The 23825-nt window shown below is 72.3% G+C and carries 22 protein-coding genes and 2 pseudogenes; 17 read left to right on the top strand and 7 right to left on the bottom strand.

The window, feature by feature from the left end; translation table 11 throughout:
* Positions 1 to 16 precede the first annotated feature (16 nt).
* From GFH48_RS15275 to GFH48_RS15260, 4 genes are read left to right on the top strand one after another with little or no spacing between them, the layout of a single operon-like run.
* Entirely contained in the window at positions 17 to 940 is a 924-nt protein-coding gene (locus tag GFH48_RS15275) for an ABC transporter permease (RefSeq protein WP_153288801.1), read from the top strand.
* Positions 933 to 1916 carry an ABC transporter permease gene (locus tag GFH48_RS15270; RefSeq protein WP_153288800.1) on the top strand — a complete coding sequence of 328 codons (984 nt, stop codon included), beginning with the start codon at positions 933 to 935 and terminating at the stop codon, positions 1914 to 1916. The genes GFH48_RS15275 and GFH48_RS15270 overlap by 8 nt, the downstream gene beginning before the upstream one ends.
* 5 nt (positions 1917 to 1921) lie before the next feature.
* Entirely contained in the window at positions 1922 to 2932 is a 1011-nt protein-coding gene (locus tag GFH48_RS15265; RefSeq protein ID WP_153288799.1) for an ABC transporter ATP-binding protein, read from the top strand.
* Positions 2925 to 4010 carry an ABC transporter ATP-binding protein gene (locus GFH48_RS15260; protein ID WP_153288798.1) on the top strand — a complete coding sequence of 362 codons (1086 nt, stop codon included), beginning with the start codon at positions 2925 to 2927 and terminating at the stop codon, positions 4008 to 4010. The genes GFH48_RS15265 and GFH48_RS15260 overlap by 8 nt, the downstream gene beginning before the upstream one ends.
* A gap of 169 nt (positions 4011 to 4179) precedes the next feature.
* Here the strand turns inward: GFH48_RS15260 and GFH48_RS15255 are convergent, their stop codons facing one another.
* On the bottom strand, positions 4180 to 6309 hold the full coding sequence (locus tag GFH48_RS15255) for a S9 family peptidase (RefSeq protein WP_153288797.1): 2130 nt from the start codon (positions 6307 to 6309) through the stop codon (positions 4180 to 4182).
* 176 nt (positions 6310 to 6485) lie between these two features.
* Between GFH48_RS15255 and GFH48_RS15250 the strand changes: the two genes are divergently transcribed.
* Entirely contained in the window at positions 6486 to 6680 is a 195-nt protein-coding gene (locus GFH48_RS15250) for a hypothetical protein (protein WP_153288796.1), read from the top strand.
* A 58-nt stretch (positions 6681 to 6738) separates the two neighbouring features.
* On the opposite strand, the gene GFH48_RS15245 is transcribed toward GFH48_RS15250, so the two are convergent.
* Together GFH48_RS15245 and GFH48_RS15240 are read right to left on the bottom strand one after the other, a co-directional pair.
* The gene (locus GFH48_RS15245) at positions 6739 to 6948 is read right to left on the bottom strand and encodes a DUF397 domain-containing protein (protein ID WP_153288795.1); all 210 of its coding nucleotides are present in this window, start codon (positions 6946 to 6948) and stop codon (positions 6739 to 6741) included.
* The gene (locus tag GFH48_RS15240; protein WP_153288794.1) at positions 6945 to 7820 is read right to left on the bottom strand and encodes a helix-turn-helix domain-containing protein; all 876 of its coding nucleotides are present in this window, start codon (positions 7818 to 7820) and stop codon (positions 6945 to 6947) included. The genes GFH48_RS15245 and GFH48_RS15240 overlap by 4 nt, the downstream gene beginning before the upstream one ends.
* A 155-nt stretch (positions 7821 to 7975) precedes the next feature.
* On the opposite strand from GFH48_RS15240, the gene GFH48_RS15235 reads away from it, so the two are divergent.
* The 9 genes and pseudogenes from GFH48_RS15235 to GFH48_RS15195 all read left to right on the top strand — a co-directional run bounded on the left by GFH48_RS15235 (position 7976) and on the right by GFH48_RS15195 (position 16695).
* The gene (locus GFH48_RS15235; RefSeq protein WP_153288793.1) at positions 7976 to 8422 is read left to right on the top strand and encodes an ATP-binding protein; all 447 of its coding nucleotides are present in this window, start codon (positions 7976 to 7978) and stop codon (positions 8420 to 8422) included.
* Between the two features lie 265 nt (positions 8423 to 8687).
* Positions 8688 to 9062, top strand: a pseudogene (locus tag GFH48_RS15230) (helix-turn-helix domain-containing protein); the annotation flags it as partial.
* A gap of 154 nt (positions 9063 to 9216) precedes the next feature.
* A complete protein-coding gene (mshB, locus tag GFH48_RS15225; RefSeq protein ID WP_153288792.1) occupies positions 9217 to 10125 on the top strand; it encodes an N-acetyl-1-D-myo-inositol-2-amino-2-deoxy-alpha-D-glucopyranoside deacetylase in 909 nt (302 codons plus the stop codon).
* Entirely contained in the window at positions 10122 to 10559 is a 438-nt protein-coding gene (locus GFH48_RS15220; RefSeq protein WP_153288791.1) for a DUF6113 family protein, read from the top strand. Before mshB ends, GFH48_RS15220 begins: the two co-directional genes overlap by 4 nt.
* A 160-nt stretch (positions 10560 to 10719) precedes the next feature.
* Positions 10720 to 12990, top strand: a complete 2271-nt coding sequence (locus tag GFH48_RS15215) for a hypothetical protein (protein ID WP_153288790.1) — start codon at positions 10720 to 10722, stop codon at positions 12988 to 12990.
* 168 nt (positions 12991 to 13158) lie between these two features.
* Positions 13159 to 14085: an ABC transporter ATP-binding protein gene (locus GFH48_RS15210; protein ID WP_194280593.1), complete on the top strand. Its 927-nt coding sequence runs from the start codon at positions 13159 to 13161 to the stop codon at positions 14083 to 14085.
* Positions 14082 to 14822, top strand: a complete 741-nt coding sequence (locus tag GFH48_RS15205) for an ABC transporter permease (RefSeq protein WP_153288788.1) — start codon at positions 14082 to 14084, stop codon at positions 14820 to 14822. Before GFH48_RS15210 ends, GFH48_RS15205 begins: the two co-directional genes overlap by 4 nt.
* On the top strand, positions 14819 to 16084 hold the full coding sequence (locus GFH48_RS15200; protein ID WP_153288787.1) for a sensor histidine kinase: 1266 nt from the start codon (positions 14819 to 14821) through the stop codon (positions 16082 to 16084). Before GFH48_RS15205 ends, GFH48_RS15200 begins: the two co-directional genes overlap by 4 nt.
* On the top strand, positions 16081 to 16695 hold the full coding sequence (locus GFH48_RS15195; RefSeq protein ID WP_153288786.1) for a response regulator transcription factor: 615 nt from the start codon (positions 16081 to 16083) through the stop codon (positions 16693 to 16695). Before GFH48_RS15200 ends, GFH48_RS15195 begins: the two co-directional genes overlap by 4 nt.
* Positions 16696 to 16800: 105 nt before the next feature.
* Here GFH48_RS15195 and GFH48_RS15190 read toward each other — a convergent pair whose 3' ends face one another.
* Positions 16801 to 17652 carry a transglutaminase family protein gene (locus tag GFH48_RS15190; protein WP_153288785.1) on the bottom strand — a complete coding sequence of 284 codons (852 nt, stop codon included), beginning with the start codon at positions 17650 to 17652 and terminating at the stop codon, positions 16801 to 16803.
* Between the two features lie 383 nt (positions 17653 to 18035).
* Positions 18036 to 19022: pseudogene (locus GFH48_RS15185) on the bottom strand (GNAT family N-acetyltransferase); the annotation flags it as partial.
* A 140-nt stretch (positions 19023 to 19162) separates the two neighbouring features.
* Here GFH48_RS15185 and fdxA point away from each other — a divergent pair.
* The gene (fdxA, locus tag GFH48_RS15180) at positions 19163 to 19483 is read left to right on the top strand and encodes a ferredoxin (RefSeq protein WP_018089397.1); all 321 of its coding nucleotides are present in this window, start codon (positions 19163 to 19165) and stop codon (positions 19481 to 19483) included.
* Between the two features lie 130 nt (positions 19484 to 19613).
* Positions 19614 to 20705, top strand: coding sequence for a bifunctional succinyldiaminopimelate transaminase/glutamate-prephenate aminotransferase (locus GFH48_RS15175; RefSeq protein WP_153288784.1), 1092 nt, complete (start codon positions 19614 to 19616; stop codon positions 20703 to 20705).
* An 87-nt stretch (positions 20706 to 20792) separates the two neighbouring features.
* Here GFH48_RS15175 and GFH48_RS15170 read toward each other — a convergent pair whose 3' ends face one another.
* Together GFH48_RS15170 and GFH48_RS15165 are read right to left on the bottom strand one after the other, a co-directional pair.
* Positions 20793 to 21239: an ATP-binding protein gene (locus tag GFH48_RS15170; RefSeq protein WP_153288783.1), complete on the bottom strand. Its 447-nt coding sequence runs from the start codon at positions 21237 to 21239 to the stop codon at positions 20793 to 20795.
* 350 nt (positions 21240 to 21589) lie between these two features.
* Positions 21590 to 22615, bottom strand: coding sequence for a heavy metal transporter (locus GFH48_RS15165; RefSeq protein ID WP_153288782.1), 1026 nt, complete (start codon positions 22613 to 22615; stop codon positions 21590 to 21592).
* A 119-nt stretch (positions 22616 to 22734) separates the two neighbouring features.
* Here GFH48_RS15165 and dapE point away from each other — a divergent pair, with 119 nt between their 5' ends.
* Complete coding sequence (dapE, locus tag GFH48_RS15160) at positions 22735 to 23814, top strand: succinyl-diaminopimelate desuccinylase (protein WP_153288781.1); 1080 nt, start codon at positions 22735 to 22737, stop codon at positions 23812 to 23814.
* The last annotated feature ends 11 nt before the right edge of the window (positions 23815 to 23825 follow it).

Here is a 23825-nt window from a genome sequence, read left to right as displayed (position 1 = left end):
TATCCCCGGAGTCCTCATGGGACGGTACGTGATCCGGCGCCTGCTGCAGATGATCCCGGTCTTCATCGGCGCCACGCTGTTGATCTTCCTGATGGTGAACGTGATGGGCGACCCCATCGCCGGTCTGTGCGGTGAGCGGCAGTGCGACCCCGCCACCGCCGCCCAGCTGCGCAAGGAGTTCGGACTCGACCAACCGGTGTGGCAGCAGTACCTGACCTACATGGGCAACGTCTTCACCGGCGACTTCGGCACCGCCTTCAACGGACAGCCCGTCACGGAGCTCATGGGGTCCGCGTTCCCGGTCACCATCCGGCTGACGATCGTCGCGATCCTCTTCGAGATCGTCATCGGCATCACGCTCGGCGTCATCACGGGCCTGCGCCGCGGGCGGCCCGTCGACTCGGGGGTCCTGCTGCTGACCCTCGTCGTCATCTCGGTGCCCACCTTCGTGACCGGCCTGCTGCTCCAGCTGCTGCTGGGCGTCCAGTGGGGCTGGATCAAACCCTCGGTCTCCCCGGACGCCGCCTTCGGCGAGCTGATCGTGCCCGGCCTGGTCCTGGCCTCGGTGTCGCTCGCCTACGTGACCCGCCTGACCCGGACCTCCATCGCGGAGAACAGGCGGTCCGACTACGTCCGTACGGCCGTCGCCAAGGGCCTGCCCCGGCGCCGGGTGATCACCAAACACCTGCTGCGCAACTCGCTGATCCCCGTGGTCACCTTCATCGGCACGGACATCGGCGCGCTCATGGGCGGCGCGATCGTCACCGAACGGATCTTCAACATCCACGGCGTCGGCTACCAGCTCTACCAGGGCATCGTGCGCCAGAACACCCAGACCGTCGTCGGCTTCGTGACGGTCCTGGTCATCGTCTTCCTGGTCGCCAACCTGCTCGTAGACCTCCTCTACGCCGTACTCGACCCGAGGATCCGCTATGCCTGAGCAGCCGCCGTTCGACCAGCAGGGCGCCATCGCCGCGACCGGGATGGGCGGCGCCATGGACCTGGCCGCCAGCGAGGCCGAGACCCTGGAGAAGACGCCCGGGGGACCGCTGGGCACGGGCCCGCAGGAGAAGCCCAGGAGCCTGTGGTCCGACGCCTGGCGGGACCTGCGGCGCAACCCCGTCTTCATCGTCGCCGGACTGGTCATCCTCTTCCTGGTCGTCATCTCCGTCTGGCCGTCGCTGATCGCGAGCCAGAACCCGCTCAAGTGCGACCTCGCCAAGGCCCAGCAGGGCTCGCAGCCGGGCCACCCCTTCGGCTTCGACGGACAGGGCTGCGACGTCTACACGCGGACGGTGTACGGGACACGCGTCTCGATCACCGTCGGCGTCTGCGCCACCCTCGGCGTCGCGATCCTCGGTTCCGTGCTCGGCGGGCTCGCCGGGTACTTCGGCGGGGCGTCGGACGGAATCCTGTCCCGGATCACCGACATCTTCTTCGCGATCCCCGTCGTGCTCGGTGGTCTGGTCCTCCTCTCCGTGGTGACCAGCAACACGGTCTGGCCCGTCATCGGGTTCATGGTGCTGCTCGGCTGGCCGCAGATCTCCCGGATCGCGCGCGGCTCGGTCATCACCACCAAGCAGAACGACTACGTCCAGGCCGCCCGCGCCCTCGGCGCCTCGAACTCCCGGATGCTGCTGCGGCACATCACCCCGAACGCGGTCGCCCCGGTCATCGTCGTGGCGACCATCGCGCTCGGCACGTACATCTCGCTGGAGGCGACGCTCTCCTACCTCGGGGTCGGCCTGAAGCCCCCGACGGTGTCCTGGGGGATCGACATCTCCTCGGCGTCCGCGTACATCCGCCAGGCCCCGCACATGCTGCTGTGGCCCGCCGGCGCCCTCGCGATCACCGTGCTCGCGTTCATCATGCTCGGCGACGCGGTGCGCGACGCCCTCGACCCGAAGCTGAGGTGACGGCCGTGCTGCTCGAAGTGCGCGATCTGCACGTGGAGTTCAGAACCAGGGACGGGGTCGCCAAGGCCGTCAACGGGGTCACCTACGGCGTGGACGAGGGCGAGACGCTCGCGGTGCTCGGCGAGTCCGGCTCGGGCAAGTCCGTGACCGCGCAGGCGGTGATGGGCATTCTCGACATGCCGCCCGGCAGGATCACCGGCGGCGAGATCCTCTTCCAGGGCAAGGACCTCCTGAAGTTCAAGGAGGACGAGCGGCGCAAGGTGCGCGGCGCCGAGATGGCGATGATCTTCCAGGACGCGCTGTCCTCCCTGAACCCGGTGCTCAGCGTCGGCGACCAGCTCGGCGAGATGTTCACCGTGCACCGCGGGATGTCCCGCAAGGACGCCCGCGCCAAGGCGGTCGAGCTGATGGACCGGGTGCGCATCCCGGCCGCCGCCCAGCGGGTGCGCGACTACCCGCACCAGTTCTCCGGAGGCATGCGCCAGCGCATCATGATCGCCATGGCGCTGGCCCTCGAACCCGCGCTGATCATCGCCGACGAACCCACCACCGCCCTCGACGTCACGGTCCAGGCCCAGGTCATGGACCTCCTCGCCGAGCTCCAGCGCGAGCTCAACATGGGGCTCATCCTCATCACCCACGACCTCGGCGTGGTCGCCGACGTCGCGGACCGGATCGCCGTGATGTACGCGGGCCGGATCGTCGAGTCGGCGCCGGTCCACGACATCTACAAGGCCCCGGCCCACCCCTATACGAAGGGCCTGCTGGAGTCGATCCCCCGGCTCGACCAGAAGGGCCACGAGCTCTACGCCATCAAGGGCCTGCCGCCGAACCTGATGCACATTCCGCCCGGCTGCGCCTTCAACCCCCGCTGTCCGATGGCCCAGGACATCTGCCGGACCGAGGTGCCTCCGCTCGCCGAGGTGGACGAGGGGGGCGGGGAGCGCGCCAGCGCCTGCTTCTTCTGGCGGGAGACGCTCGACGCCGGGACCACCGGGGGAGGCTCCCGTGCCTGAGGCACTGCTGGAGGTCAGCGGACTGGTCAAGCACTACCCGCTCACCCGGGGAATCCTGTTCAGGAAGCAGATCGGCGCGGTCAGGGCCGTCGACGGGGTCGACTTCCACCTCGGCCGGGGCGAGACCCTCGGCATCGTCGGGGAGTCCGGCTGCGGCAAGTCGACGGTCGCGAAGATGCTCGTCAACCTGGAGCGGCCGACCGCCGGGGTGATCAAGTACAAGGGCGAGGACATCACCCGGATGTCCGGCCGGGCGCTCAAGGCCGTCCGCCGCAACATCCAGATGGTCTTCCAGGACCCGTACACCTCGCTCAACCCCCGTATGACCGTGGGCGACATCATCGGGGAGCCCTACGAGATCCACCCCGAGGTCGCGCCGAAGGGCGACCGCAGGAAGCGTGTCCAGGACCTGCTGGACGTGGTCGGGCTCAATCCGGAGTACATCAACCGCTATCCGCACCAGTTCTCCGGCGGCCAGCGCCAGCGCATCGGCATCGCGCGGGGGCTGGCACTGCGCCCCGAGATCATCGTCGCGGACGAGCCGGTCTCCGCGCTCGACGTCTCCGTGCAGGCCCAGGTGATCAACCTGATGGCGAGCCTCCAGGACGAGTTCGACCTCAGCTACGTGTTCATCGCGCACGACCTCTCCATCGTGCGGCACATCTCCGACCGGGTCGGCGTCATGTACCTCGGGCGGATCGTGGAGACGGGCAGGGACGCCGAGATCTACGATCATCCGACGCACCCCTACACCCAGGCCCTGCTCTCCGCCGTGCCCGTGCCCGACCCGGAGGCCCGTGAGCACCGTGAGCGGATCATCCTCGCCGGGGATGTGCCCTCCCCGGCGAACATCCCGTCCGGCTGCCGCTTCCGCACGCGCTGCTGGAAGGCTCAGGAGCGGTGCGCGCTGGAGGTGCCGCTGCTCGCCGTGCCCGCGGTGTTCCGGCACACCGAGGGGCCGGCCGCGCACGCCTCGGCCTGTCACTTCGCCGAGGAGAAGCAGGTCGTACCTCCCGAGGGGTCACTGGACGACAGTCCGCCCGGGGCGCCGGACGACCCGCCGAGCGAGCGTGCATAAGATGACAAATGCTCATCAATTTCGTTAACACGCAGGCAACTTGACTGTCGCGACACCGATATACGGACGCGTCAGTCTGAGCGGCGTACGGCCGTGCGGGTGCCGTAGACCGGCCGGAGCGCGCCATGTCGCTCCGGCCGGTCGCACGGACGGACCCGGTGGCCGGTCCTCAGCCCATCCCGAGGGAGCGCTTCAGGAAGTCCACCTGGAGCAGCAGGAGGTTCTCCGCGACCTGCTCCTGCGGGGTCATGTGCGTGACGCCCGAGAGCGGCAGCACCTCGTGCGGGCGGCCCGCGGCCAGCAGTGCTGAGGACAGCCGCAGCGCGTGGGCCACCACCACGTTGTCGTCGGCCAGTCCGTGCACGATCATCAGCGGCCGGTGCGGCTCGGCGGGCGCGGACAGTCCTTCCTCGGTGATCAGCGAGCTCTTCGCGTACGCCTGTCCCGCCGTCGCCGGGTCGCCGAGATACCGCTCGGTGTAGTGGGTGTCGTACAGCCGCCAGTCCGTGACCGGGGCGCCCGCGATGCCGGCGTGGAAGACGTCCGGGCGGCGCAGTACGGCGAGGCCCGCGAGCCAGCCGCCGAACGACCAGCCGCGGATCGCCACCCGGGACAGGTCCAGCGGATACCTCTCGGCCAGTCCGTGCAGCGCGTCGATCTGGTCGTCGAGGGTGAGGGTGAAGTCGTCCCGGACCGCCTTCTCCCAGGCGGGGGAGCGGCCGGGGGTGCCGCGGCCGTCCGCGACGATCACCGCGAAACCCTGGTCCGCGAACCACTGCGAGGTGAGGTGCGCGTTGTGCGCCGCCAGGACGCGGGGGCCGTGCGGACCGCCGTAGGGATCCATCAGAACCGGCAGGGGGCTCTCGCCGTCGTAGTCCGTGGGCATAAGCAGGGCGCATGGGATTTTGCGTGCGCCCCCCTCGGTGAGCGTCACGCGCGGGGACATCCCCGGGTGTTCGGCGTACGAGGTGACGATCGCCGCCCGCTTGCCCTCCCGGAGCACCTGTACCTGGGTCCCCGGTTCGCCGGGCACCGCGGAGACGAGCACGGTCACCCGCCCGGAGCGCACGGCCGAGTGCACCCCGGGCTCCTGTGAGAGGCGTTCGACCCCCAGTTCGTTGACCCGGTAGACGTGCACCTCCCCGGTCTCGGGGGAGGCCGCGGCCGCTCCCGCCGACGCCGCGACCAGCACATCGTCGTCCGAGACGTCGAGCACCGCGCGCACATGCAACTGCGGCCCGGTCAGGGGGCGTTCACCGAACGCGAGGACGCGCGCCCCGCCCTCGTCGACGATGCGTACGAGCTGTCCGGTGGGGCTCCAGCAGGGCACTCCATGGAAAAGATCAAGCCATTGTCGATCTTCGTCGGCGTGCACCATCCGGGTCTTCCCGGTCTCCGGGTCGACGGCCAGGAACAGCTGGCTGCGCTGGTCCCGGGCCTGTACCAGGATCAGCGGCGCGCCCGCGGCTGACCAGTGCACATGCGCCAAGTACGGGTACTGCGCGCGGTTCCAGGCGACCTCCGTACGCGTCCCGTCGAGGGTGATCACGAAGAGCCGTACGTCCGCGTTGTCCGTACCGGCCGACGGGTACGCGACCTGCTGCGGCGCGTGCTCCGGCTGGGCGGGATCGGAGATCCACCAACGGCGTACGGGCGCGTCGTCGACGCGTGCGACGAGCAGCCGGTCCGACTCCGGTGACCACCAGAAGCCGCGGGACCGGTCCATCTCCTCGGCCGCGATGAACTCGGCCATTCCATAGGAAACCGTCTCCGGGTCCGTCCCGGGGTCCCGCCGCGCGAGCGCCCGGTCGTCCTCGCCCTCGGCGCCGACAACCCGCAGCGCGCCCTTGGAGACATACGCGACGAGCCGTCCGTCGGGGGAGGGGCGCGGGTCGATCACCGGTCCGGGGACACGGAGTTCACGTGCCGTACCGGCCCGCAGCTCCGCCGTGAAGAGCCGCCCTGACAAGGCGAAAGAGGCCACCTCGACCGCGTTGTCGGTGGCGTACCCGACCACCCCGGCGCCACCCTCACGACTGCGTTCGCGGCGGGCCCGCTCCGCCGCGGAGAGGTGTTCGCCGGCGCCTCCGAGCAGGGCCGCCGGATCGGCCGCGACGCGTTCCTGCCCGTCCGCGACATCGAGGACCCACAGCTGGTTCGCCCGGTCCGTGCCGGACGGGGACCTCAGGAACACGACCCGGGAACCGTCCGGGGAGACGGTGAACGCGCGGGGCGCGCCCAGGGTGAACCGCTGCGTCCGGGCGTACCGGCGCGGGAAGGAAGGAGGCTCGGTCGTCATGCCCTGACCATATTGGCCATGCGCCCCCTTGTGCGGCCGTGCGCCGATCAATGCGCGCGTACGGATAGTTATGATCACTAGCGGTGCGTGGGTATGAACCTGCTGGCCGCTGTATGGAATGACCGACCCCCATGACCAACCCCCCATGTCCCTGGGATCTTTGGAGGTGATCCGCCGTGGCACTCTCGATTTCGGCGGTGGTGCTGCTGGCGATCATCGTCTTCATCCTGGTGAAGAAGTCAGGACTGAAGGCCGGGCACGCGGTCGTGTGCGTCCTGTTCGGGTTCTATCTGGCTTCCTCGACGATCGCGCCCACCATCAGCGACCTCACGACGAACGTCGCGGACATGATCGGCAGCTTCAAGTTCTGACCCGCGCGGGCGTGCGGCTCCGGGAGGCACACGACCGGAGCCCGCTCTTGCGTACCGGTCAGCCCCGCGACGCGTACGACACGAAGCCGGCCCACGCGTCCGGCGTCAGCGCGAGCCGGGGGCCGTCGGCGTGCTTGGAGTCGCGGACGTGGACGGTGTTGGGGGTGGTGGCGATCTCGACGCAGGAGTTGCCGTCGGGCCCGTCGCTGTAAGTGCTCTTGAACCACTTCAGCTCGGAACCGTCTCCACTGGAGGCATTGCGGATCATGTTTCTCCCAGCACTCGCTCGATGAAGGCCAGCGACTCCCGTGGCGTGAGCGCCTGCGCCCGGATGGTGCCATACCGCAGCTCAAGGATCCGGAGCTGCTTCGGATCCGAGATCGGTCGGCCGTTGTACGCGCCGTCGGAGCGGCCCACGGCCGTGCCGTCCGCGAACTTCAGCACCTCGATCTTCCCGCTCAGTCCGGGGTGGGCGTCGGCGTTCGTCGGCATCACCTGAAGCGTGACGTTACGCAACCGGCCCACCTCCAGCAGATGTTCGAGCTGCTGACGCCACACCATTGTGCCCCCGACCGGCCGCCGGAGTGTCGCCTCCTCCTGCACGAAGCAGAGAGCGGGTGCAGGTGACCGTTCGAAGATCGCCTTGCGGGCCATGCGGGCGGCAACCATTCGCTCCGCTTCCTCGGGCGCGTACGCGGGTTGCCACGCTTCGAAGAGAGCCCGCGCATGTGTCGGCGTCTGTAGCAAGCCGTGGAGACTGAGCCCCACATACGCCCCGAGCTCAACAGCCTGCGCCTCCATTTTCGCCAGCTCCCGCACCTTCTTCGGGTACCGGACCTTCGCCACGTCCTCCTTCATCGCCGAGAGCAACCCGCCCGCGCCCAGGACCTCGTCCGCCCTGTCCAGGAACTCGGGCTGGGGAATCCGCTTGCCGCCCTCGATCTTGTAGACCATGTCCTCGCCGTAGCCGACCGCCCTGCCGAACTCGGCCGCCCGCATTCCCGCCGCCTCTCGCCGGAGCTTCAGCTGCCGCCCCACGGTCGCGACGACCGCGACACCCCAGTCGTCGTCCGGATCGACCTCCCAGCCCGGCTCGTCCGCCTCGCTCCTGAGCCGCCCCGCCTCGGTGTCCACCGACATCCCGCACCCCTCCGTCGTACGACCGTGCCGCGACGCCCCCTACCCGTAGGCCTCTTCCGGACCGCCCGGACACGACCGGACAACGTCCGGACAGTCACCGTACGTATCGGCGTCATCACTGTTCACGGTACGTGTGCGCCGCCACGCTGAGTCATGTGAACCAAGAAAGCGCCGCCCCCGAAGTCCAAACCGGCACCCCCATCCGTGACTTCAGCGTCCTCCTGTCGCCGACACCGCGCGGCGCCCGGCTCGCCCGGCTGCTCGCCACGGAGCAACTCCGCGCCTGGGGGATCGCCTTGGACCGGGCGCCGCACATCGTCGCCGAACTGGCGGCCAACGCGGCGACGCACGGCCGGGTACCGGGACGGGATTTCCGGCTCACGCTCCACGTCGTCGGCGACACCCTGCGCATCGAGCTCAGCGACACCCGTGACGACCGTCTCCCGCGGGTCCTCCCGGGCACGGCACCCGATGCCGAGTGCGGCCGGGGACTCGTCCTCGTGGACGCGCTGGCCGGCCGCTGGGGCACGGCACCGGGACCGCCGCCGCGCAAGACGGTGTGGGCGGAACTGGCTCTCCCACCGGAACCCGGCCACTCGTGATCCGGTACCAGGGGCGGTCTCCCCCAAGGAACACGACGGTGAAAGAACCCTGCCGAGCCCCACCCCTCCCGCCCGCGACGGCCGCTCACTCGCGCGAGGGAACATCACCGACTCGACTGGATCCAGGGGCCGTTGCCCGCCCTACGCTCGGCGCGACACAACCGCAGACATGCGACGGCCCTCGCCGGGACGCCAATCCCAGTGCGAGGGCCTGACCACCGAGGAAGTAGGAGCTTCCCGACGGATACGCAGAACCCTAGCGCCCCCCGCCCTCCTCCAGGCCGCCACCGACCTCCTCGCGGACCTCCGGCGCCACGACCCCCGCCTGCTGCTCTCCGCCCACGACACGGCCCACCTCGCCCCCGGCGTCGCCGCCTGGCTGGAGCTCGACGTCAGCCCCAGCGCCGCACGCCACGCGCTGACCGGCGATCTGCCGCCCGAGGGACTCCGGCGCCCGGCCGCCCTGCTCGCGCACCGGCTCGCCGTCCAGCTGCCGCCTCCGCCGCCGTTCAGCGCGCCCGCGCGGCCGCCGGACGTCCGGCACCCGCTCCAGACCTGCGACGGCTGCGAGCGGGCCTTCCGGGCCCCCGGACCAGGCCGCTGCCGGGACTGCCGGTCCGGCCTCCGGGCGGCCCTCTGAGGCGAAGCCCCCGCCTCCGCGCACCGCTCGCGCCGCGGCCCGCCCCGAAATGCCGCCCGAGGCGCCGTCCGGAGGGCACCATGACCACGACGACCAGGAGCGACGGGGGGCCGGGCAGCACCCCGGGGGACGGGCGCCTCGTAGGGTGGGTGCCATGACGGAACTGCCCGACCGGCGTCTGCTCCTGGTGCACGCGCACCCGGACGACGAGTCGATCAACAACGGCGCGACCATGGCCAGGTACGCGGCCGAGGGCGCCCTCGTGACGCTGGTGACCTGCACGCTCGGCGAGGAGGGCGAGGTCATCCCGCCCGGACTCGCGCACCTCGCACCCGACCGCGAGGGCGGCCTCGGCCCGCACCGCGCCGGCGAGCTGGCCGCCGCCATGAAGGAACTGGGCGTCACCGACCACCGCTTCCTCGGGGGCCCCGGGCGGTTCCGCGACTCCGGGATGATGGGCGCCGAGCAGAACCACCGCGCGGGCGCCTTCTGGTCCGCGGACGTGGACGGCGCCGCCGCCCACCTCGTCGAGGTGATCCGTGAGGTACGCCCCCATGTGCTCGTCACCTATGACCCCGACGGGGGCTATGGGCACCCCGACCACATCCAGGCCCATCGCGTGGCCGTGCGCGCCACCGAACTGGCCGCGGACCCCGCCGTCCGCCCCGACCTCGGCGCACCCTGGACGATCGCCAAGGTCTACTGGAACCGCGTACCCCGCCCGGTCGCCGAGGACGGCTTCGCGCGGCTTCGCGCGGCACTCCCCGGGCTGCCCTTCGACGCGTCCGCCGCCGTGGCCGACGTACCGGGCGTCGTTGACGACGCGGTGATCACCACCGAGATCGACGGAACCGCGTACGCCCCCGCGAAGGCCGCCGCCATGCGGGCGCACGCCACCCAGATCGAGGTGGCCGAGCCGTGGTTCGCGCTGTCGAACGCGCTGGCCCAGCCACTTTTCACCACCGAGTACTACGAGTTGGTGCGCGGGGAGCGCTCGGGCGCGGACCGGGAGACGGATCTGTTCACCGGGACCGGTGACCGGACGGAGACGGAGACACGATGACTGCGAGTGGCACGAGTGGTACGAGCGGACGGCGCGGCGACGCGCTCGCCCAACCGCTGCGGACCCCCTCGCTCGGGCGGGCGGCCGCCTACACGGGGCTGTTCGTGCTCGGCGCCGTGGTCGGGACGGCCGGAACGCTGGTGCAGGCCGGCTGGTTCCCGGGCGGCCTGCTGCTCGCCGTGGCGGGCGCGGCCGGGCTCTTCCTGGGCGGCTCCCGGGCCACCGGCTCCCGGGCCGGTGCCGTCGCGCCCGCGGCGGGCTGGATGGTCGCGGTCGTGCTGCTCACCGCCACCCGCCCGGAAGGGGACTTCCTCTTCGGCGCGGGCCTCGGCTCGTACCTCTTCCTGCTCGGCGGGATGGCGGTCGCTGTGATCTGTGCCACCCTTGGGCTGGGGCGGCAACCGGACGGCTCCGCCGTCCGACTTGGGAAGTGACGTACCACTTCGCCGTATCGGACCGGTGCGGGTCCTGTGGCAGTTTCCTTGGCGGGCGAGGTTTGCGGGCCGGACACGGCCAGTATGGTGGTGCGCGCCGCCGAGCTGCCCGAGATGAGGTCGAGTAAACGGGCGGCGGAGCCAACCGGGAGAACCTGCCTTGAGTCGTGAAACTGACAGTTCGTCCTCCGGGCCCAACGGGCGCGGTGGAGCCGCGTACCCGTCGGGGACGCCCCCCTACGGGACCCCCACGGCTTCCGAGATCGGTGCCGACACGGGCCGTTCGGCCGGCGGCACCCCGCCGGAGGAGCGCAAGACCGAGACCACACTGACGACACGCATCCGGATCAACATCCCCGGATCGCGGCCCATCCCGCCGGTCGTCGTCCGCACACCGGTCGGGGACGCCGACGCGCCCGTCGAGCCCGCGGCCCCCACGGGACCGCCCGCCGAGACGCAGCGCGCCATAAGTCCGCCGCCGACCGCGGCGGCGCCCGCGACCGACGCTCCGGCCGAGGCCGGTGCCGGGGGCGGGGAGAAGTCCAGCGACTGGTTCGCGCCCCGCAAGTCCGGTGCGCCCAAGGGCGGCCCGGGCGGCGGCTCCACCAACGGCGCGGGCCTGCCGGGTGGTTCGGGTCCCGCCGGTCCCGCGTCGCCGCAGGGCGCGGGTGCGCCGGGCGGCAACGGCGCCCCGGGCGCGCCGGCCGGCGCGAACGGCGCCGGTCCGCTGGGCATCACCGGCGGAGTCCGGCCCGGCGGAGCGAACATTCCCCGTCCCGGAGGGGGCGGCACGAACGGTGCCGGGCTGCCCGGTGCCACCGGCGCCGGACCCGTGGCACCCGGCCACGGCGGCGGCACCGGTTCCTTCGACGTCTCCGCGGCGCTGGGCAACACGGCGTCCTTCCCGGCCATCGGCACCGGCGGACCCGGTGGCGACGGAGGCCCGGGCGGCTCCGGCGGACCGGGCATGGAACCGCGCCGCGACGACCTCCCGTACTTCGCGGAGAACTTCTCCGACAACGGCGTGGGCGGCCCGGTGGGTCCGACCGGCGGTCCGGTCACCGGAGACGGCCCGATGGCGCCGCCGGCCGGTCCGGGCGTGGCTCCGGGCAGCCTGGCCGCGGGTGGCCTCGGCGGTCAGCGTGGTCCGGGCGGTCCTGGTGGTCCGCGTGGTCACGGCGGACCCGGTGGGCCCGGTGGCCTCGGCGGTCCGGGCATGGGAGCCGGCTACTCCGGGGGCGGGCTCAGCGACGACACCGCGATCCTCACCCCGCAGAAGCCCGCGCCCGATCCGGGCGGCCACGGCTACGGCGGCGCCGGGGAGAACGTCTCCGGTCACACGCTGACCAGTGGTATCCCCGTCGTACCGTCCGCCCCGAACTCCCCGTTCGGACCGGGCGCGCACACCGACGGTCCGCTGTCGCACACTCCGCCGAAGGCGCCCGAGCCGGCCCCGAAGCCGGCCGCGTCGTCCAAGCCGGCCAAGAAGAAGGGCCGCAAGAAGCGGGCCCTGCTGGGCTTCCTCGTGGTGGTCCTCGCCGGTGGCGCCTACGGTGCCGGGCTCCTGATGAACCACTCGGACGTGCCCAAGGGCACCACCGTGCTCGGCGTCGACATCGGCGGCGGCACCCGGGACGATGCCGTCAAGAAGCTCGACGAGGCGTTCGCGGGCAATACGACGAAGCCGCTCAAGCTGGTGGTGGACGGCACGACCGTCTCGCTCAAGCCGGATCAGGCCGGGCTCCAGCTGAACAGCCAGGCCACCGTCCGCGCCGCCGCGGGCAGCGACTACAACCCCGTCTCCGTGATCGGTTCGCTGTTCGGCCAGAAGCGCGCCGTCGAGCCGAACATGCCCGTCGACAAGGAGAAGCTCCAGGCGGCCCTGGAACGGGTCGCGGGTGGCGCCGGTTCGGCGAACGACGGCACCATCACGTTCGAGTCCGGCAAGGCCGTCCCCGTCTACGGCAAGGCGGGCAAGGGCGTCGACGTGGCCGGCTCCGTCCAGGCCGTCGTGGACGCGTACCGCACGCAGGTCGAGACCGGCGCCGCCACCCCGGTGAAGGTCGCCACCACGACCCGTCAGCCGACCGTCTCGGACGCCGAGGTCGACCGGATGATGACGAAGTTCGCCCAGCCCGCGATGTCGGCCCCCGTGATCGTACGGACGGACGTGGCGCACTCGATCCCGCTGAGTCCGCAGAAGTCGCTGTGGAAGTTCCTCCGGGTGACGGCCACCGACGGCAAACTGGTCGACAAGCCCGACCTGAACGCCCTGAAGGCGCTCTACGGCCAGACGTTCGACGGTGTGCTCATCACCCGGGGCAACGGCGACAAGACGCCCGTCACGCCCCAGGACGTCTACGGCGCCCTGCGCCAGGCGCTGATGAGCAAGACCAACCGGATCGCGGTCATCGCCACGAACCCGAGCTAGACCCGCCGCGGAACACGAGGGGGGCGCCCACCGGGCGCCCCCCTCGCCGTGTCCGCCACCCGGGCACGTCACCCCGGCACGTCACCCGGCCCGTATGACATCTGTCATCCGGCACTCGGGACCGCCGACACTGCCCGGCGCCCGGTCCCGGAGGCCACCATGGTCGCCATGACAACGACAGCGGCACCGCCCACCACCCCGGTGGTCGGATTCGACCAGGTGACCAAGACGTACGGCAGCGTGCGCGCCGTGGACGGGCTCACGCTCGACCTGCACCCGGGCGAGACCGTCGCCCTGCTGGGGCCGAACGGCGCGGGCAAGTCGACCACCCTCGACCTGCTGCTCGGCCTCAAGCACGCCGACAGCGGCTCCGTCCGGGTGTTCGGCACCAGCCCCCGCGAGGCCATCGTGGGCGGCCGGGTGGGCGCCATGCTGCAGAGCGGCGGCCTGATGGACGAGGTGACGGTCCTCGAACTGGTCAAGCTCGCCTGTCAGTTGCACCCGAAGCCGTTCGAGGTCACCGAGGTGCTGGCCCGCGCGGGCATCTCGCAGATCGCCGACCGCAAGGTCAACAAGCTCTCCGGCGGCCAGGAACAGCGCGTCCGCTTCGCGCTCGCGACCGCCGGGGCCAACGATCTGATCGTGCTCGACGAACCCACCACGGGCATGGACGTCACCGCCCGCCAGGCCTTCTGGGCCACCATGCGCGAGCAGGCCGACCAGGGCCGGACCGTGCTGTTCGCCACGCACTACCTCGAAGAGGCCGACGCCATCGCCGACCGGGTGCTCGTACTGCACCGGGGGCGGCTGCTGGCCGACGGCACCGCCGCCGAGATCAAGGCGAAGGCAGGCGCCCGCCGGATCGCCTTCGACCTGGAAGGCCCCATCGACGAGGCCGCGCTGCGGGCACTGCCCTTCCTGACGACGATCGACGTGTCCGGGCACACCGTCCGCGCCCAGTCCTCCGACGCCGACGCGACCGTGCACGCGCTGTACGGGCTCGGTCTCTACCCCCGCAACCTCGAAGTCGCCGGGCTCGGCCTGGAGCAGGCCTTCGTCGCCATCACCGCCGCCGAGGAGGCGAAGTCGCAGTGAACAGCCTCATCCGTCTCGAAATCACCCGGGCCCTGCGCAACAAGAAGTTCCTGTTCTTCTCGGTGGTCTACCCCTCGGCCCTGTTCCTGCTGATCGCGGGCAGCGCCGACGAGACCACCAAGGTCGACGGGACCGGGCTCACCCTGCCGACCTTCTTCATGGTCTCCATGGCCTCCTTCGGCGCGCTCACGGCCGTACTGATGGGCAACAGCGAACGGATCGCCAAGGAGCGCGAGAGCGGCTGGGTACGGCAGCTCAGGCTCACCACGCTGCCCGGCCGCGGCTATGTGCTGGCGAAGACCGCCAGCGCCGCCGTGATCAGCCTGCCGTCGATCGTGGTCGTCTTCGCGGTCGCCGCCGCCGTGAAGCACGTACGGCTGGACGCCTGGCAGTGGCTCGCCCTCACCGGCGCCATCTGGGCCGGCAGCCTCGTCTTCGCCGCGCTCGGCGTGGCGGTCGGCTATCTGGCCAGCGGTGACGCGGTCCGGCCGATCACGATGATCCTGTACTTCGGACTGTCGGTGCTCGGCGGCCTGTGGATGCCCACGACCACGTTCCCCGACTGGCTGCAGAAGATCGCGTCCTGGCTGCCGACCCACGCGTACGCTGCCCTCGGGCGGTCGATCGAACTGGGCGACGCCCCGCACGCGAAGGACCTCGCCATCCTCGCCGTGTCCTTCCTCCTCTTCGCGGGCGGCGCGGCCTGGCTGTACCGGAAGGACACGCTGAAAGCGTGAGCAGCGTCGGCATCGGGCAACCCCCGCGGAACCACAGACAGCGGTTGATCAAGGCCGTCTGGACGGGCATCTGGCTCGTCTATCTGAGCGCGCCCGTCAGCGACCTGGTGCACGGCGGCCACAGCACCGGTGTCGTCGTCCTCGGCTGGATCGGCCTGGTGGTCTTCGTCGCCTGGTACGGCCTGCTGGTCTTCCGCACCGGCCGCGGCGAGGCCACCCCCCTGGTGCTGGGCTCGCTGACGGTACTGGCGGCCCAGTCCGGCCTTCTCGCCCTCACCCTGGGACGGGAGTGGCTCGTCCTGTTCGTGTACGTCTCGATCGCGTCCGGCGCCGTGCTCCCGCTGCGGATGTCGCGCTGGGCCATCCCGGCCGTTTCCGCCCTGCTGGCGGCGATCGCGCTGGCGGTCCCGGGCGGCAGGGCGTATCTGGCGGGGCTGCTCATCCCGGCCTTCCTCGGCGGCTTCGCGATGACCGGCGTACGCGAACTGATCCGCACGACGATCGCGTTGCGCGAGGCCCGTGCGACGGTGGCCCAACTGGCCGCGAACGAGGAACGCCTGCGGCTCGCCCGGGACCTGCACGACCTGCTCGGCCACTCGCTGTCGCTGATCACGCTCAAGAGCGAGCTGGCCGGACGGATGCTCCCCGGCCGGCCCGAGGAGGCGGCCCAGCAGGTCGCCGACATCGAACAGGTCAGCCGGCAGGCCCTGGTCGACGTGCGCGAGGCCGTCACCGGCTACCGCAGGCCCCGGCTGTCCGGCGAACTCGCGGGAGCGCAGGTCGCGTTGACGGCGGCCGGTGTCACGGCGGACCTGCCGACCGAGCAGGACCTCGGCCTGGTCGGCGGGGCCGCGGGTGCCGAGGGCGCGACGGGTTGCCCCGGTGCCGCGGGTGCCGTGGGTGCCACGGGTGCCACGGGTGTCCCCGGTGTCGCCGAGGAGAGCGAGTCCGCGCTGGCCTGGGCGCTGCGCGAGGCGATCACCAACGTCGTACGGCACAGCGGGGCCCGGCGCTGCGTGGTGGAACTCGTCCGCCGGCAGACGCTGGACGGCCCGGTGCTCGAACTGGTCGTGGAGGACGACGGGTCGGGCGGTTCCGGCGACGGGCCGGGAAACGGGCTCACGGGGCTGACCGAGCGCCTGGAGAAGGCCGGCGGGACGCTGGAGGCGGGCCGGGTGCGCGGAGGCTTCCGGCTGGTCGCACGGGTGCCGGCCGAGGGCCCTCCCGGCGCCGGAAGGCACACCGTAGGATCCGGTGCATGAGCCGCACGATCAAGGTCCTGCTCGCCGAGGACCAGTCGATGGTCCGCGAGGCGTTGGCGGCCCTGCTGGGTCTCGAACCGGACATCGAGGTGGTCGCCCAGGTGGCGCGCGGCGACGAGGTGCTGGCCGCCGCACGCGCGCACGACGTCGACGTGGCGCTCCTCGACATCGAGATGCCGGGAAAGACGGGCATCGAGGCCGCGGCCGAGGTCCACAAGGAACTCCCCGGCATCAAGCTGCTCATCCTCACCACCTTCGGACGCCCCGGCTATCTGCGCAGCGCCATGGAGTCGGGTGCCGACGCCTTCCTGGTCAAGGACGCCCCGGCGGCCCAACTCGCCGCGGCGGTACGCAAGGTGCTCGCCGGGGAGCGGGTCATCGACCCCGGTCTCGCGGCCGCGGCCCTCGCCGAGGGCGCCAATCCCCTGACCGACCGCGAGCGCGAGGTGCTGCGCGCGGCGGCCGACGGTTCCACCAACGCGGAGCTCGCCAAGGCCCTTCACCTCTCCCAGGGCACGGTCCGCAACTACCTCTCCACGGCCATCCAGAAACTGGCCGTCCGCAACCGCGCGGAGGCGGTGCGGATCGCGCGGGAGAAGGGCTGGCTGTAGGGCCGCGTCCGGCCCTCCCTCCCCGCCGGGCGGGTGGCGTCCGGCGATCCGGCGCGAGGGGCCCCGACGCCGTTCGCCGTTCCGGGCACCGGGGCCCCGGCGTCCTCAGTTCAGCATCGCCCGCGCCGCCCTGGCCTGTCCCCGCACCCGCTCCGCGGTGGGGGGATCCACCGTGGTCACGACGTCGGCGTACGCATCCAGTTCCACCGCCCCGGCCAGGAACTCGCCTCGCTGTACCAGGAGTTGAGCCCGTTCGTAGCGCAGCCGGGCAGGATGCGAGGGCATCAGCAGGCACAGCTCGACGGCCCACAGGGCCACGTCCGACCGCTCCGGCCGTACGGTTGCCCACGCCCGGATGTTGTTCAGGACCCGCACGACCACGTCGAGCGGATCGGCGGGCCCCAGCATCGACGGCCGCAGGGGCGCACCGGTGGCCCCCTGGACGAGCAGCTCGGCGTCCGGGCCGCTCAGCACCCGGCCACCGTCGAAGGGATCGGCGAGCACCTGCTGCTCGGGCGGTCCGAAGCCCACCACGAAGTGCCCGGGCAGGGCGACCCCGTACACCGGCGCGCCGGCCCGCCTGGCCACCTCGACCCACACCACGGACAGCAGGATGGGCAGGCCCCGGCGCCGCCGCAGCACGTGGTGCAGCAGTGACGACTCGAGCCGCTGGTAGTCGCCGGGCGAGCCCCGGAACCCGCGGCGCCCGCCGAGCAGTTCGGCCAGCGCGGTGGCCCAGGACCGCGGTCCGCCGGGCTGGAACGGCAGCTGTCCGGCCAGCTGGTCCAGCTCGATCTGCGCCGCGTCGATGCCCGCGTCGTCCAGCTCCCCGTCCGCCGCGGCCCCGGCCAGCAGACACAGCAGCGCCAGATCCGGCCGCTCGGCCCGGGCCTGCTCGGCGAACAGCCGCCGCACCTCGGCGGCACGCTCCGGCTCCGGGGGACGTGGGGAACCCATGGCGGCCTCGCCCCCCGTCACGCCGACGGGAAGCGGTCGCCGCCGGCCAAGGGCGGGGCGCCGGGCTCCCACGGGGTGGTGTGCGGGTCGGCGTCGTGGGGCGCGGGCGGGGTGGTGTGCGAGCTGTCGCTGCCGGGCGGGGGTGGCGCGGCGGGTGGGGCGGCGGTCTCGGGGTCCCGCGGGGCGCTGCTGCGGGAGGCCCGTGGGGCGGTGTGCGGGGCGGTGCCCCCGGGCGCGGTCGGGGTGCCGGGTGCGCTGTCGTCGCCGGGACCGCCGGGACCGCCGGTACTGCCGGGACTGCCGGTGCCGCCGGGACTGCCGGTGCCGCCGGGACTGCCGGGGGCGCCGGGACTGCCGGGGGCGCCTGGCTCGTCCGGCGTGTGGGGGGCGCGGTAGTGGTGGTAGGCGTGGTGCGGGGCGAAGCCCAGGCCCGCGTAGAGCGCCCGCGCTCCCGTGTTGTCCGCTTCCACCTGGAGCCAGGCCGCCGAGGCGCCCTCGTCCAGGGCCCGGCCGGCCAGCGCGGCCATGACGGCGCCGGCCAGGCCCCGCCGACGCTGCGCCGGGTCCACCTCGACGGCCGCGAAACCCGCCCACCGGCCGTCCACGACGCACCGCCCGATCGCGACCGGTGCCTCACCGGCGGCGCCGGGAACCGTCGCGAACCACACCGAGGGCCCGCCGCCCAGCACCGCCAGGGCGACGTCGCTCAGCCCCTTGCGCTGATAGCGGCCGAGCCACGCGGCGTCCGCGGTGCGGGACAGGGCGACATCGGGAGCCGCCCGGTCGGCGAGCGGAGCCAGTGGACCGGTCCACAGCTCGGCCGTCACCTCACGGGTCCAGCCGCGCGCCTCCAGTTCCGCGCACAGCGGCTCCTGCGTGCCCTCGGCGCCGGTGGCGGTCTGCACGTAGGCGGGCAGTCCACGGGCCGCGTACCAGTCGCGTACCCGGGTCAGCGCCTCGTCCAGCGGTACACCGGGCTCGCCGAGCGGCAGCACGGAGTTCGCGCGGCGCGTGAAGCCGGAGGCCGCCCGCAGCTCCCAGCCGCCGAGCCGCTCGCTCTCCACCGGCCGCCAGGCGCGCGCGGCGACCCGCGCCAGCTCCTCGTACGAGGCCGCGGGCCCGCGGCGACGCGCCGGGGCGGCCGGTACGACCTTGCCCGCCACCAGCGAGGACTCCGGAATCCGGACACTCTCCCCGCCGCGTCGTGTGATCAGCAGCACGCCGCCGTCCCATGATGTGAGAACACCTACCGTGTCGGTGAACTTCTCACCCGCACGGCCATCTTCGATCGACTGCCGGACAGAGACGCGTTTGCCCACGTCAGCAGCGGTGATATGGACCTTGAGCCGTCCGGCCGCAGAGATTTCCACAGGTCAGTTCACCCCTCCTGTTCGGATCATGCCCCGGAACGGAGATACTAGGTGCGGGCATCGACGACGCCGCGCTCCCGCGCGCCAGGCGGCGGAGCCTACGGAGGCCCGCCAGCGCCCTATCGAGGAGGAACGACAGCGTGACCTACGTCATCGCGCAGCCTTGTGTCGACGTCAAGGACAAGGCGTGCATCGAGGAGTGCCCGGTCGACTGCATCTACGAGGGCTCCCGGTCCTTGTACATCCACCCGGACGAATGCGTCGACTGCGGAGCCTGTGAGCCGGTGTGCCCGGTCGAGGCGATCTTCTACGAGGACGACACTCCGGAAGAGTGGAAGGACTACTACAAGGCGAACGTCGAGTTCTTCGATGAGCTCGGCTCGCCCGGCGGCGCCAGCAAGCTCGGTCTGATCGAGCGCGACCACCCCTTCATCGCAGCGCTGCCGCCGCAGAACCAGTAAGCGGCCCGCACACGCGCCGCCTCGGTCCCGTACGGCCTCGACGCCGTACGGGACCGAGGCGTTTGCCGTGGCAGTCCGTGACCGTCACACGTACGGGTGGTCGTCCGTACGAGAAAGTGAGCCCGATCCCGTGTCCGCAGTCTCCGACCGGCTTCCCGCGTTTCCCTGGGACAAGCTGGAGCCCTACAAGGCGACCGCCGCCGCTCACCCGGGCGGCATCGTCGACCTCTCCGTCGGCACCCCGGTCGACCCGGTGCCCGAGCTGATCCAGAAGGCCCTGATCGCGGCCGCGGACTCGCCGGGCTATCCCACGGTATGGGGCACCCCCGAACTGCGGGACGCGCTCACGGGCTGGGTGGAGCGACGGCTCGGGGCCCGCGGGGTCACCCACCGCCACGTACTGCCGATCGTCGGTTCCAAGGAACTGGTCGCCTGGCTCCCGACCCAGCTGGGCCTCGGCCCCGGCGACAAGGTGGCCTACCCGCGCCTGGCGTACCCGACGTACGAGGTGGGCGCCCGGCTGGCCCGCGCGGACCACGTCGCCTACGAGGACCCCACCGAGCTGGACCCCACGGACCTCAAGCTCCTGTGGCTGAACTCCCCGTCGAACCCGACCGGCAGGGTGCTCTCCGCGGCGGAACTCACCCGGACCGTCGCCTGGGCCCGCGAGCACGGCGTCCTCGTCCTCTCCGACGAGTGCTACCTCGAACTGGGCTGGGAGGCGGACCCGGTCTCGGTCCTGCACCCGGACGTGTGCGGCGGCTCGTACGAGGGGATCGTCGCGGTCCACTCGCTCTCCAAGCGCTCGAACCTGGCCGGCTACCGCGCCGCGTTCCTCGCCGGCGACCCCGCCGTCCTCGGTGAGCTCCTCGAGATCCGCAAGCACGGCGGCATGATGACGTCCGCCCCGACGCAGGCCGCCGTGGTCGCCGCGCTGTCGGACGACACCCATGTGCGCGAACAGCGCGAGCGCTACGCCGCCCGCCGCGTCGCCCTGCGCGAGGCCCTGCTGCGCCACGGCTTCCGCATCGAGCACAGCGAGGCGAGCCTGTACCTGTGGGCCACCCGCGACGAGTCGTGCTGGGACACCGTGGCCCATCTGGCGCGGCTCGGCATTCTCGTGGCCCCGGGCGACTTCTACGGCCCGGCGGGCGACAGGTTCGTCCGCGTGGCGCTGACGGCGACGGACGAGCGGGTCGCCGCGGCGGTGGACCGCCTCTAGAGGCGCGTGTCCACGGACACGGCGGAGGGACCCGGGAATCCTCCCGGGTCCCTCCGCCGTGTCCCGGCCGTACGGCCGACCGTGGCGTCAGCCGAGCGGCAGGCCCTTCAGGGGCAGCTGTCCCGTCGGCAGGCCGCCCTTGGTCACGGCGTCGGTCGGCAGGCCGCCGCCCGTCGCCGTCTTCGTGGTGTCACCGAGCAGACTCCCGGCCTGCCCGGCCGCACCCCCGGCCGCCTTCCGCGCGGCCGGCGTCGCCGTCCTGGCGGCCTTGTCGCCGGTCCTGCCCGCGGCCGGCACGGCCTTCTTGACCATGTTGCCACCGGCCGTGCCCGCCAGCCCGGTGACGTTCTGCGTGGCACCTTCGACCGTGCTGCCGACGTGCGCCCCGTCCAGGGCGGTGAGCCCGCCGAGGTCGGGAGTGGCCGGGAGGGCGGTCGCCGCGCCGGCGGAGCCGGCCGCACCGACCACGGGCGCCGCTCCCGCCGCGATGAGCAGCGCGGCACGGGCGATCCGGCGGGTCAGGGGGAGGGACATGATGCTCCTTAGACGGGAGAGGACGGTGAAGTGCCCGATCGCGCCCGGGAGTTGACCGCCGGCCTCCCGGCCGGCTGCCGGTCGGGCCGGTGATCGTTCCGGGCTCGGACGCACTGACTACCGCTCGAAGCCCTCGAAGGTTGCGGTGGGCCGACGTAAAGAATTGGTAACGCGTCGCATAATCGGCTGTGGATAAAAACGGGCAAAAAACACCCGAACGGATAGTCTGCTGAATCCTTGCGGCCCTTTGTCCGCAAGGGATCCGACGGATTCGGGCATGCTCACGCGAAAACTCGCCCATCCCGGTGCCGGGCGCCTCCGCGCGTCCCTCCGAAGGGTGAGGCTCCGTACTACTGCGCGGTGACGATACGGACCTCGGTGGAGTCTTCGTCCGCCGCCGGGGCGCCCTGTGCGCCGGACCTGACCCACTGGCCCTCCCTGCGCCCGGCCGTCCACTCCTGTCCCGCGTAGGACACCCGCTCGATGTGCAGCGCGGAGGAGTTGGCCACGGCCCAGTGTGCCAGCTCCCAGCCGCGCACATCGGTCCCGGTGGCCGCGTCCTTGCGTACGGGCACGGGCACGGTGACGGTCCGCGCGGACACGGCGGAGGGAGGAGAGCTCGACGCCCGCGCCGGTCCGGACGCCGCCGAGGGCGAGGACGACGAGGTGCCGTCCGGTGCGGAGGAGGCGTCCTGGGCGGAGACGTCGGCACCCGCCTCCTGGAGCACGTCGTGCCCGAAGTCGCGTACGAGGGCGGCACGCACCGAGTCCGGGCCGCCGGCCGGCGTGGGCGCCACGCGCCCTTCACAGGTCAGGGTGGCCGCCGCGCGACCGGTCAGGGCCGCGGCCAGCAGGGTGGCGTCCGGCTCGTGCTTCGCGTACGCCTGCGGATAGCCGCTGCGCTGCACCCGCTGCGCTGCGACGGTGAGCGGCAGCCGGGCGTAGTCCGGCACCTTGGCCAGGTGCTCGTAGAAGACGCCGGCCGCGTACGTCGGGTCCATGATCTGCTTCTTCGTGCCCCAGCCCTGCGAGGGCCGCTGCTGGAAGAGGCCGAGCGAGTCCCGGTCGCCGTGCCGGATGTTGCGCAGCCCCGACTCCTGGAGCGAGGTCGCCAGGGCGATGGCCACGGCGCGCTCGGGCAGCCGGCGTGAGGTGCCGACCGCGGAGATCGTCGCCGCGTTCACCGCCTGCTCGGGCGTGAACTCGTACGACGCGTCGTCGTCCTTGCCCGAGACGACCCGGCAGCGCGGCGCACCGGCCCCTCCCGTCAGGTACTGCACCGCGAGATAGCCCGCGAGCGCGAACAGGACCGCGACGGCCGCTCCGAATCGGAGGAGGCGACCGCGCCGGGCGGGAGTGGGGGACGGCTCTGGCACGACGTACAAGGTACTGGAGGAGTCTGTTGACGGGGTGTGAGGTTGTGGACAACTGTGATGCGGACCGCGACGCCCGGTGCGGATGGGGCCGGGCACACCGGGACGCTAGGGTCGTGGACATGGCCGACACCCCACTTGACCTCACGCTGGACGCCGCCGAGCTCACCGCGCGGCTCGTCGACTTCCCCTCCGAGAGCGGCGCCGAGAAGCCCCTCGCGGACGCCATCGAGGACGCCCTGCGGGGCCTGCCGCACCTCACGGTCGACCGGTACGGCAACAACGTGGTGGCGCGGACGAACCTGGGGCGGCCCGAGCGGGTGATCCTCGCCGGTCACATCGACACCGTGCCCATCGCGGGCAACGTGCCCTCCCGGCTCGACGAGGACGGCGTCCTGTGGGGCTGCGGGACCTGCGACATGAAGTCGGGCGTCGCGGTGCAGCTGCGGATCGCGGCCACGGTCCCGGCGCCCAACCGCGACCTCACCTTCGTCTTCTACGACAACGAGGAGGTCGCCGCCCGTCTGAACGGCCTGAAGCATGTGGCGGAGGCCCACCCCGACTGGCTGGAGGGCGACTTCGCGATCCTCCTGGAGCCGACGGACGGGGAGGTGGAGGGCGGCTGCCAGGGCACGCTCAGGATGTTCCTGAGGACCAAGGGCGAGCGGGCGCACTCCGCGCGTGCCTGGATGGGCTCCAACGCGATCCACGCGGCGGCCCCGATCCTGGCGAAGCTCGCCGCGTACGAGCCGCGCACGCCCGTCGTGGACGGCCTCCGGTTCCACGAGGGCCTCAACGCCGTCCGTGTCGAGGGAGGCGTGGCCACCAACGTCATCCCCGACGCCTGCACCGTCGTCGTCAACTTCCGCTACGCGCCCGACCGCAGCGAGGCGGAGGCGGAGGCCTTCGTCCGTGACTACTTCGCGGACTGCGGCGTGGACGAGTTCGTCGTCGACGACCACACCGGCGGGGCCCGGCCCGGCCTGACCCATCCCGCGGCCGCGGCCTTCATGGCGGCCGTCGGCGGCGAGGCCCGCCCCAAGTTCGGCTGGACGGACGTCGCCCGCTTCAGCGCGCTCGGAGTGCCCGCGGTGAACTACGGGCCCGGCGCCCCGCTGCTCGCGCACAAGGAGGACGAGCGGGTACGGGCCTCGGCCGTCCCCGAGGCCGAGGAGCGGCTGCGGGCCTGGCTGGCCTCCTGACGCGGGTGCGC

This window comes from Streptomyces fagopyri (assembly GCF_009498275.1).
GTDB classification, from domain to species: Bacteria; Actinomycetota; Actinomycetes; order Streptomycetales; family Streptomycetaceae; genus Streptomyces; species Streptomyces fagopyri.
Note: the sequence above shows the minus strand (reverse complement) of the source record. Positions and strands in the feature narration are given on the sequence as shown.

Excerpts from the sequence above, each read along its gene's own strand:
- GFH48_RS15275 (WP_153288801.1), top strand. The coding sequence starts at position 17 with ATGGGACGGTACGTGATCCGGCGCCTGCTGCAGATGATCCCGGTCTTC.
- GFH48_RS15240 (WP_153288794.1), bottom strand. The coding sequence starts at position 7,820 with ATGTCGGTGGACACCGAGGCGGGGCGGCTCAGGAGCGAGGCGGACGAG.
- GFH48_RS15220 (WP_153288791.1), top strand. The coding sequence starts at position 10,122 with ATGACTGCGAGTGGCACGAGTGGTACGAGCGGACGGCGCGGCGACGCG.
- GFH48_RS15190 (WP_153288785.1), bottom strand. The coding sequence starts at position 17,652 with ATGGGTTCCCCACGTCCCCCGGAGCCGGAGCGTGCCGCCGAGGTGCGG.
- GFH48_RS15245 (WP_153288795.1), bottom strand. The coding sequence starts at position 6,948 with ATGATCCGCAATGCCTCCAGTGGAGACGGTTCCGAGCTGAAGTGGTTC.
- GFH48_RS15210 (WP_194280593.1), top strand. The coding sequence starts at position 13,159 with ATGACAACGACAGCGGCACCGCCCACCACCCCGGTGGTCGGATTCGAC.
- mshB (WP_153288792.1), top strand. The coding sequence starts at position 9,217 with ATGACGGAACTGCCCGACCGGCGTCTGCTCCTGGTGCACGCGCACCCG.
- GFH48_RS15170 (WP_153288783.1), bottom strand. The coding sequence starts at position 21,239 with ATGTCCCTCCCCCTGACCCGCCGGATCGCCCGTGCCGCGCTGCTCATC.
- GFH48_RS15255 (WP_153288797.1), bottom strand. The coding sequence starts at position 6,309 with ATGACGACCGAGCCTCCTTCCTTCCCGCGCCGGTACGCCCGGACGCAG.
- GFH48_RS15270 (WP_153288800.1), top strand. The coding sequence starts at position 933 with ATGCCTGAGCAGCCGCCGTTCGACCAGCAGGGCGCCATCGCCGCGACC.
- dapE (WP_153288781.1), top strand. The coding sequence starts at position 22,735 with ATGGCCGACACCCCACTTGACCTCACGCTGGACGCCGCCGAGCTCACC.
- GFH48_RS15195 (WP_153288786.1), top strand. The coding sequence starts at position 16,081 with ATGAGCCGCACGATCAAGGTCCTGCTCGCCGAGGACCAGTCGATGGTC.